The organism is uncultured Escherichia sp. (assembly GCF_948475835.1).
Taxonomy (GTDB): domain Bacteria; phylum Pseudomonadota; class Gammaproteobacteria; order Enterobacterales; family Enterobacteriaceae; genus ECMA0423.
This window is the reverse complement of the sequence record NZ_CAOLGM010000036.1, coordinates 27695-36886: the sequence shown is the minus strand read 5'-3', so window position 1 is coordinate 36886 and position 9192 is coordinate 27695. Positions and strand designations below refer to the sequence as shown.

General features: G+C 54.7%; 11 protein-coding genes. 8 read left to right on the top strand and 3 right to left on the bottom strand.

What is annotated here, in order from left to right; genetic code table 11:
• A partial coding sequence (locus tag QZF50_RS09440) for an MFS transporter (RefSeq protein ID WP_290388863.1) occupies window positions 1-1198 on the bottom strand: 1198 nt, incomplete at its 3' end.
• 98 nt (window positions 1199-1296) lie between these two features.
• Here QZF50_RS09440 and QZF50_RS09435 point away from each other — a divergent pair.
• The 8 genes from QZF50_RS09435 (at window position 1297) to nikR (ending at window position 8421) form a co-directional block, all read left to right on the top strand.
• Window positions 1297-2346 (top strand): AI-2E family transporter, encoded by a 1050-nt coding sequence (locus QZF50_RS09435; protein WP_001297848.1) that lies wholly within the window; start codon window positions 1297-1299, stop codon window positions 2344-2346.
• Window positions 2347-2400: 54 nt separating this feature from the next.
• The gene (gene acpT / locus QZF50_RS09430; RefSeq protein ID WP_000285784.1) at window positions 2401-2988 is read left to right on the top strand and encodes a 4'-phosphopantetheinyl transferase AcpT; all 588 of its coding nucleotides are present in this window, start codon (window positions 2401-2403) and stop codon (window positions 2986-2988) included.
• Between the two features lie 110 nt (window positions 2989-3098).
• Entirely contained in the window at window positions 3099-4673 is a 1575-nt protein-coding gene (nikA, locus tag QZF50_RS09425; protein ID WP_000953356.1) for a nickel ABC transporter substrate-binding protein, read from the top strand.
• Window positions 4673-5617 (top strand): nickel ABC transporter permease subunit NikB, encoded by a 945-nt coding sequence (nikB, locus tag QZF50_RS09420; RefSeq protein ID WP_061892553.1) that lies wholly within the window; start codon window positions 4673-4675, stop codon window positions 5615-5617. Before nikA ends, nikB begins: the two co-directional genes overlap by 1 nt.
• A complete protein-coding gene (gene nikC / locus QZF50_RS09415; protein WP_001008963.1) occupies window positions 5614-6447 on the top strand; it encodes a nickel ABC transporter permease subunit NikC in 834 nt (277 codons plus the stop codon). Before nikB ends, nikC begins: the two co-directional genes overlap by 4 nt.
• Window positions 6447-7211 (top strand): nickel import ATP-binding protein NikD, encoded by a 765-nt coding sequence (nikD, locus tag QZF50_RS09410; RefSeq protein ID WP_001136236.1) that lies wholly within the window; start codon window positions 6447-6449, stop codon window positions 7209-7211. Before nikC ends, nikD begins: the two co-directional genes overlap by 1 nt.
• Complete coding sequence (gene nikE, locus QZF50_RS09405; protein WP_000173666.1) at window positions 7208-8014, top strand: nickel import ATP-binding protein NikE; 807 nt, start codon at window positions 7208-7210, stop codon at window positions 8012-8014. The genes nikD and nikE overlap by 4 nt, the downstream gene beginning before the upstream one ends.
• A gap of 5 nt (window positions 8015-8019) precedes the next feature.
• A complete protein-coding gene (nikR, locus tag QZF50_RS09400) occupies window positions 8020-8421 on the top strand; it encodes a nickel-responsive transcriptional regulator NikR (protein ID WP_001190062.1) in 402 nt (133 codons plus the stop codon).
• Between the two features lie 119 nt (window positions 8422-8540).
• Here the strand turns inward: nikR and QZF50_RS09395 are convergent, their stop codons facing one another.
• Complete coding sequence (locus QZF50_RS09395; protein WP_000593555.1) at window positions 8541-8900, bottom strand: type II toxin-antitoxin system HicB family antitoxin; 360 nt, start codon at window positions 8898-8900, stop codon at window positions 8541-8543.
• On the bottom strand, window positions 8897-9172 hold the full coding sequence (locus QZF50_RS09390; protein WP_001259388.1) for a type II toxin-antitoxin system HicA family toxin: 276 nt from the start codon (window positions 9170-9172) through the stop codon (window positions 8897-8899). Before QZF50_RS09390 ends, QZF50_RS09395 begins: the two co-directional genes overlap by 4 nt.
• Between the last annotated feature and the right edge of the window lie 20 nt (window positions 9173-9192).

Sequence of the window (9192 nt, the reverse complement as noted above, 5' to 3'; positions counted from 1 at the left end):
GCCACGTCAGTAATAACGCGATTGCGACCAGTCCCGCCGCCGCCAGATAAATCACGGGTACGCCCGCCCAGCTCATCACCAGCCCAGCCAGTGGTCCAGTCACGCCAAGCGATAAATCCATAAATACGGTGTAAGTTGCCAGCGCCGCCCCCTGATTTTGCTGCGGAACCGCTTTTACCGCCACTACACCCAATGCCGGGAACACCAGCGAAAACCCGGCCCCCGCCAGTAAGACGCCGATTTTCGCCATCCACGGCATAGTCGCCACGCCAACCAGTAGCAGGCCGATTATCTCAACGCTAAAGCAAATCATCGCTACGTTTAAGCCACCGATACGGTTAATGCCGTTAGGGAATAACAAACGCGTACCGACAAACGCACAGCTAAACAGCGTCAGCGCGAAAGCCGCACCGTCCCAACCTTTAGCGTCATAAAACAGCGTGATAAAGGTGGCGATGACGCCAAATCCGGCGGAAGCCAGTGCCAGTGCCATACCGTACAGCCAGACGCGCCCAAGCACCGCGCGAAACGGCAGCGGTTTGCCTTTACTGGCTTTTACCGTCGGACGCGGGATCGCCAACAAAATGGCCACCAGCGCCACGCCCATAATGATTAACGCTAACGCCTGCAAGCCGCCCCAGTGATAAAACACGACGCCTAACGGCGCACCCATCGCCATCGCCCCGTAAGTGACAATGCCGTTCCACGAAATCACTCGCCCGATATGCAGCGAGCCAACCACGCCAACGCCCCACAGGGTCGATCCCGTTCCGGCAAAACTTTGCCCAATCCCAAGGATCACGCGTCCCAGGCAAAGTAATAACAGGCTGATGACGGGCAGACTGGCGGTTAATCCTGCCGTCAGATATCCCAGACCGCTCAAAAAGCAGCCGCATAAACCGAAGACGACAATCTTTTTGGGGCCCAGCAAATCGGCGTAACGTCCGGCATGAGGACGGCTCAGCAAGGTGGCGAAATATTGCAGGCTGATAACCAATCCTGCCCAGAAAGCGCTAAAGCCCATCACATCATGGACATAGCCCGGTAATACAGCGAGCGGCAACCCGATGGTGAGGTAGCTGGCGAAGTTAAACATGACAATGGAGACAATGCGCAAATTCAGGCGCAATCCGTTTAGCGCGGGTTCGGCTACGGGTTCGGGCATGAGGATCACCACATTTTTACAACAGTGTTTCATTTTTACCACGTGCTGACGTGAAAATCAGCAGTAAGAATCAGAATATTGCTGGCGTGACTCCCGCTACACTTAATACAAAAAGTCACAAGGAAGCCCCAATGGAAACCCCTCAACCCGATAAAACGGGCATGCACATTCTGCTCAAGCTGGCCTCGCTGGTAGTGATCCTCGCGGGCATTCACGCAGCGGCAGATATCATTGTGCAGCTGTTACTGGCGCTGTTTTTTGCCATCGTCCTCAACCCGCTCGTTACCTGGTTTATTCGTCGGGGAGTACAACGCCCCGTTGCCATTACGATTGTAGTGGTGGTGATGCTGATCGCACTAACCGCGCTGGTCGGCGTACTGGCGGCATCGTTTAACGAATTTATCTCTATGCTGCCGAAGTTTAATAAGGAGCTGACGCGCAAACTTTTTAAATTGCAGGAGATGTTGCCTTTTCTTAATTTGCATATGTCGCCGGAGCGAATGCTGCAGCGGATGGACTCGGAAAAAGTGGTTACCTTCACCACAGCGCTAATGACCGGGCTTTCCGGGGCAATGGCGAGCGTGCTTTTGCTGGTGATGACCGTAGTTTTTATGCTGTTTGAAGTGCGCCACGTCCCTTACAAAATGCGTTTTGCGCTGAATAATCCACAGATTCACATCGCGGGATTACACCGCGCACTTAAAGGCGTTTCGCACTATCTTGCATTGAAGACGCTACTCAGTTTATGGACAGGTGTCATCGTCTGGCTGGGGCTGGAGCTGATGGGGGTACAGTTTGCGCTGATGTGGGCAGTACTGGCGTTTTTGCTTAACTACGTGCCCAATATCGGCGCGGTAATTTCCGCCGTACCGCCAATGATTCAGGTGCTGCTGTTTAATGGTATTTACGAATGTATTCTGGTCGGCGCATTGTTTTTAGTTGTCCATATGGTCATCGGCAATATTTTAGAGCCACGGATGATGGGCCATCGCCTGGGGATGTCCACCATGGTGGTATTTCTTTCATTGTTAATCTGGGGATGGCTGCTCGGCCCGGTAGGGATGCTACTTTCGGTGCCATTAACCAGTGTGTGTAAAATCTGGATGGAAACCACCAAAGGCGGTAGCAAACTGGCGATTTTACTGGGGCCAGGCAGACCGAAAAGTCGGTTACCGGGATGAGGCGACAAGTGATACGATACGCACTTTCATTTTCCATTAAACGTTGGCCCTGATATGTATCGGATAGTTCTGGGGAAAGTTTCGACCTTAAGCGCAGCTCCACTGCCACCGGGTTTACGCGAGCAAGCACCGCAAGGTCCACGACGCGAACGCTGGCTGGCGGGGCGTGCATTGCTTTCGCACACGCTTTCCCCGCTACCGGAGATCATCTATGGCGAACAAGGCAAACCTGCATTTGCGCCGGAAACGCCGCTATGGTTCAACTTAAGCCATAGCGGTGACGATATCGCCCTGCTGTTGAGTGATGAAGGCGAAGTCGGCTGCGATATCGAAGTGATTCGCCCGCGCGCCAACTGGCGCTGGCTGGCGAACGCCGTATTCAGCCTCGGGGAACACGCTGAGATGGACGCCGTGCATCCTGATCAGCAACTGGAAATGTTCTGGCGCATCTGGACGCGCAAAGAAGCCATCGTTAAACAGCGTGGCGGCAGCGCCTGGCAAATCGTCAGCGTAGACAGCACCTATCACTCCTCGCTGTCAGTCAGCCATTGTCAGCTTGAAAATTTAAGCCTGGCGATCTGCACCCCTACTCCCTTTACGCTCACCGCCGACAGTGTGCAATGGATCGATTCAGTTAACTGATCCGCCCACCCGACTGCCCATCTATTGATCCAGAACAGGTAATCAGTATGACGAATACTTAAAATCGTCATACTTATTTCCGCCATCTATTTTAATCCATTGGGGTTACCATGCTCTCCACACTCCGCCGCACTCTATTTGCGCTGCTGGCTTGTGCGTCTTTTATCGTCCATGCCGCTGCACCAGATGAAATCACCACCGCCTGGCCGGTGAATGTCGGGCCACTAAACCCGCACCTTTACACGCCTAACCAGATGTTCGCCCAGAGCATGGTTTATGAACCATTGGTGAAATATCAGGCAGACGGTTCGGTGATCCCGTGGCTGGCAAAAAGCTGGACTCATTCAGAAGATGGTAAAACCTGGACCTTCACCCTGCGTGATGACGTGAAATTCTCCAACGGTGAACCGTTCGATGCCGAGGCGGCGGCAGAAAACTTCCGCGCAGTGCTCGATAACCGTCAACGTCACGCCTGGCTGGAGCTGGCAAACCAGATTGTTGATGTTAAAGCACTCAGTAAAACAGAGCTGCAAATTACCCTGAAAAGCGCCTACTATCCTTTCCTGCAAGAACTGGCCCTGCCCCGTCCTTTCCGTTTTATCGCTCCCTCGCAGTTTAAAAACCATGAAACCATGAACGGAATTAAAGCGCCGATTGGCACCGGACCATGGATTTTGCAGGAATCGAAACTGAATCAGTACGATGTCTTCGTCCGTAACGAAAACTACTGGGGCGAAAAGCCAGCGATTAAAAAGATCACCTTTAACGTCATCCCGGACCCGACTACCCGCGCGGTGGCGTTTGAAACTGGCGATATCGACCTGCTGTACGGAAACGAAGGGTTATTACCGCTCGATACCTTCGCCCGCTTTAGCCAGAATCCGGCTTACCACACCCAACTGTCACAGCCGATCGAAACCGTGATGCTGGCGCTCAATACCGCCAAAGCCCCCACCAACGAGCTGGCAGTACGTGAAGCTCTTAATTACGCGGTAAACAAAAAATCGCTGATTGATAACGCGTTATATGGCACCCAGCAGGTCGCCGACACCCTGTTTGCCCCTTCTGTGCCTTACGCTAATCTCGGCCTGAAACCGCGCCAGTACGATCCGCAGAAAGCGAAAGAGTTGCTGGAAAAAGCCGGTTGGACGCTGCCTGCGGGCAAAGACATCCGCGAGAAAAATGGTCAGCCGCTGCGCATTGAACTGTCGTTCATCGGCACCGATGCGTTAAGCAAATCGATGGCGGAAATCATTCAGGCTGATATGCGCCAGATTGGCGCAGATGTCTCGCTGATTGGCGAAGAAGAGAGCAGTATCTATGCTCGTCAGCGCGACGGTCGTTTTGGCATGATTTTCCACCGCACCTGGGGCGCGCCATACGATCCACACGCCTTCCTGAGTTCAATGCGCGTACCGTCGCACGCTGACTTCCAGGCACAGCAAGGATTAGCCGATAAGCCGCTGATTGATAAAGAGATCGGCGAAGTGCTGGCGACCCATGACGAAACGCAACGTCAGGCGCTGTATCGCGACATTCTGACCCGTCTGCATGACGAGGCGGTTTATCTGCCTATCAGCTACATCTCGATGATGGTGGTATCAAAACCGGAGCTGGGTAATATCCCCTACGCGCCGATCGCCACCGAAATTCCGTTCGAACAGATTAAACCGGTGAAACCTTAATGTTGCGTAACGTATTACGCCGCTTTCTGCTGCTGATCCCGATGGTGCTCGCCGCCTCGGTGATCATTTTTCTGATGCTGCGCCTCGGTACCGGCGACCCGGCGCTCGATTATTTGCGTCTGTCTAACCTGCCGCCGACGCCGGAGATGCTGGCCTCTACCCGCACCATGCTGGGACTGGATCAGCCGCTGTACGTCCAGTACGGCACCTGGTTGTGGAAGGCGCTGCATCTTGACTTTGGTATCTCATTCGCCAGCCAACGCCCGGTACTGGACGATATGCTGAACTTCCTGCCCGCCACGCTGGAACTTGCAGGTGCGGCGCTGGTATTAATTCTGCTCACTTCCGTACCGCTCGGTATCTGGGCGGCGCGCCACCGCGACCGTCTGCCGGATTTCGCCGTGCGCTTTATCGCGTTTCTTGGCGTGTCGATGCCTAACTTCTGGCTGGCGTTTTTACTGGTGATGGCGTTTTCGGTGTATCTGCAATGGCTACCCGCGATGGGTTACGGCGGCTGGCAGCACATCATTTTGCCTGCGGTTTCCATTGCCTTTATGTCGCTGGCGATTAACGCGCGTTTACTGCGCGCCAGTATGCTGGACGTCGCCGGTCAGCGTCACGTCACCTGGGCGCGTCTGCGCGGCCTGAACGACAAACAGACCGAACGTCGCCACATCCTGCGCAATGCCTCGCTGCCGATGATCACCGCCGTGGGGATGCACATCGGCGAACTGATCGGCGGGACGATGATTATCGAAAACATCTTTGCCTGGCCGGGCGTCGGGCGCTATGCGGTGTCGGCGATTTTTAACCGTGACTATCCGGTGATCCAGTGCTTTACGCTGATGATGGTGGTGGTTTTTGTGGTCTGTAATTTGATTGTCGATTTGCTCAACGCCGCGCTGGACCCGCGCATTCGTCGTCATGAAGGAGCGCACGCGTGAACTTTTTCCTCTCTTCCCGCTGGTCGGTACGCCTGGCGCTGATCATTATCGCCCTGCTGGCGCTGATTGCGCTTACCAGCCAGTGGTGGCTGCCGTATGACCCTCAGGCTATTGATCTGCCGTCGCGCCTGCTTTCGCCGGATGCGCAGCACTGGCTGGGCACCGATCACTTAGGGCGTGATATTTTCTCGCGGCTGATGGCGGCGACCCGCGTGTCGCTCGGTTCGGTAATGGCCTGCCTGCTGCTGGTGCTGACATTAGGGCTGGTGATTGGCGGCAGCGCCGGACTGATTGGCGGACGCGTTGATCAGGCCACCATGCGCGTCGCCGATATGTTTATGACCTTCCCGACCTCGATTCTGTCGTTCTTTATGGTTGGCGTGCTCGGCACCGGGCTGACCAACGTAATTATCGCCATCGCCCTGTCGCACTGGGCGTGGTATGCACGCATGGTGCGCAGCCTGGTGATTTCACTACGCCAACGCGAGTTTGTGCTGGCGTCACGGCTTTCCGGTGCGGGCCATGTGCGGGTGTTTGTCGATCATCTGGCAGGCGCGGTGATCCCTTCGCTGCTGGTGCTGGCAACGCTGGATATCGGCCATATGATGCTGCACGTCGCGGGGATGTCTTTCCTTGGCCTCGGTGTGACCGCGCCGACCGCCGAATGGGGCGTGATGATTAACGACGCGCGCCAGTATATCTGGACCCAGCCGCTGCAAATGTTCTGGCCGGGGCTGGCGCTGTTTATCAGCGTGATGGCCTTTAACCTGGTGGGTGACGCACTGCGCGATCATCTGGATCCTCATCTGGTGACGGAGCACGCACACTAATGCCGCAACAGATTGAACTACGTAATATCGCGCTACAGGCCGCGCAGCCGCTGGTACACGGTGTATCGTTAACCCTGCAACGCGGGCGCGTGCTGGCGTTAGTCGGCGGTAGCGGCAGCGGGAAATCATTAACCTGCGCCGCGACGCTGGGCATTTTGCCCGCTGGCGTTCGCCAGACGGCGGGGGAAATTTTAGCCGATGGCAAACCGGTTTCGCCTTGCGCCCTGCGCGGCATCAAAATTGCCACCATCATGCAGAACCCGCGCAGCGCCTTTAATCCACTGCACACCATGCACACCCACGCGCGGGAAACCTGCCTGGCGTTAGGGAAACCCGCCGATGACGCTACGCTTACCGCTGCCATAGAAGCGGTGGGGCTGGAAAACGCCGCGCGCGTGCTGAAGCTGTACCCGTTCGAGATGAGCGGCGGCATGTTGCAGCGCATGATGATTGCGATGGCGGTGCTGTGTGAATCACCGTTTATCATCGCCGATGAACCGACCACCGACCTCGACGTGGTAGCACAGGCGCGCATCCTCGATCTGCTGGAAAGCATTATGCAAAAACAAGCGCCGGGAATGCTGCTGGTCACCCATGATATGGGCGTTGTGGCGCGTCTGGCGGATGACGTGGCGGTGATGTCACAAGGTAAAATTGTCGAACAGGGCGATGTAGAAACGCTGTTTAACGCCCCCAAACATACGGTGACGCGCAGCCTGGTTTCCGCTCATCTCGCCCTCTACGGTATGGAGCTGGCATCATGACCTTACTTAACGTCTGCGGCCTTTCCCATCACTATGCCCACGGTGGATTTAGCGGAAAACATCAACATCAGGCGGTGCTGAATAACGTTTCCCTGACCCTGAAAAGCGGCGAAACCGTCGCCCTGCTGGGACGCAGCGGCTGCGGAAAAAGCACCCTCGCGCGGCTGCTGGTAGGCTTAGAGTCTCCCTCACAAGGGAATATTAGCTGGCGCGGCGAACCGCTGGCGAAACTCAATCGCGCCCAGCGTAAAGCGTTCCGCCGCGATATTCAGATGGTATTTCAGGACTCCATCAGCGCCGTGAATCCGCGCAAAACCGTGCGCGAGATCCTGCGTGAACCGATGCGCCACCTGCTATCACTGAAAAAATCCGAACAACTGGCGCGCGCCAGCGAAATGCTGAAGGCGGTCGATCTCGACGACAGCGTGCTCGACAAGCGCCCACCGCAGTTAAGCGGCGGCCAGCTCCAGCGCGTCTGCCTGGCTCGCGCGCTGGCGGTCGAACCGAAGCTGCTGATTCTGGATGAAGCAGTTTCTAACCTTGATCTCGTGTTACAGGCGGGCGTCATTCGCCTGCTGAAAAAGCTACAACAACAGTTTGGCACCGCCTGCCTGTTCATCACCCACGACTTACGCCTGGTGGAACGCTTCTGTCAGCGGGTGATGGTGATGGACAACGGACAAATCGTCGAAACCCAGGTGGTGGGAGATAAATTAACCTTTTCCTCTGACGCCGGACGTGTGCTACAAAACGCGGTATTACCCGCATTCCCCGTGCGCCGTCGCACCACAGAAAAGGTTTAACGCAAATGCAACGAGTCACCATCACGCTTGATGACGATTTACTGGAGACGCTGGACAGCCTGAGCCAGCGTCGTGGTTATAACAATCGTTCCGAAGCTATCCGCGATATTCTGCGTAGCGCTCTGGCCCAGGAGGCCACTCAGCAGCACGGCACGCAAGGTTTCGCGGTGCTCTCCTATGTGTATGAACACGAAAAACGCGACTTAGCCAGCCGCATTGTCTCCACCCAGCACCATCACCACGATCTCTCCGTCGCCACGCTGCATGTGCATATCAATCACGACGACTGTCTGGAAATCGCCGTGCTGAAAGGTGATATGGGCGACGTGCAGCATTTTGCCGATGACGTTATCGCCCAGCGCGGCGTGCGGCACGGGCATTTGCAGTGCCTGCCGAAGGAAGATTGAGTTATTTCTGAAACGAGGAAAGAAAAGATATTAACTGAACTTAATTTATAAAATTAAGTTCAGTTGCATAGATAGATCCTGTAAAGGCAGATATTCTGCGTAATGTACGCCGCTAAAATTTATAAATGATTCAAACGCTCATTCAGTGTTTCAATAATATAGGTATTAACAGAGACTTGTTGCTGCGCAGCCGCATTATTAAGGCGTTCACTCAGCGATTCTGGATAGCGTAACGTAAAGGTCTTAATCTTTTCTGTACGCGCATACGGCTCAATACCCGCAGCTTTACAATCCTCAAGATACTCTCGCAGGGAAAGTTCCCCTTCTTTTTGCAGCCCCTGAATGCTGTCAGAGACAAAATCACAATAACCTGACAAGCCCAGGAATTTGCCACGAAATGCATTCAGTTCTGGCACGTAAGTGATAACTGCAGGTTGCCCGGCAATCTCCATAGAGTTTGGCGTCTTCAGTTTGATCATGGTTTTACCCCTATACTTAGTAACCAGTCACGCACGCTTTCTACAGCGCCTTTATCGGTATCTGGCGACGGATGAGGCCGATGGAAACACGCAACGCTCATATTTAGTATGAACTTGCAACGCGAACCTCTTCCTTCCTTAATTTCTCCGCCTAATGCTTTAACCAGTGACTCTATATCAGACCACTTGATCCCTTGAGGAACAGGAGTTTTAACTATTTGATCCAATGTATTTTTTTGTTTCTTCCGTAAAGCCTGTACCTTGGTTCTCATGGCATGTCCTTATGACTTCA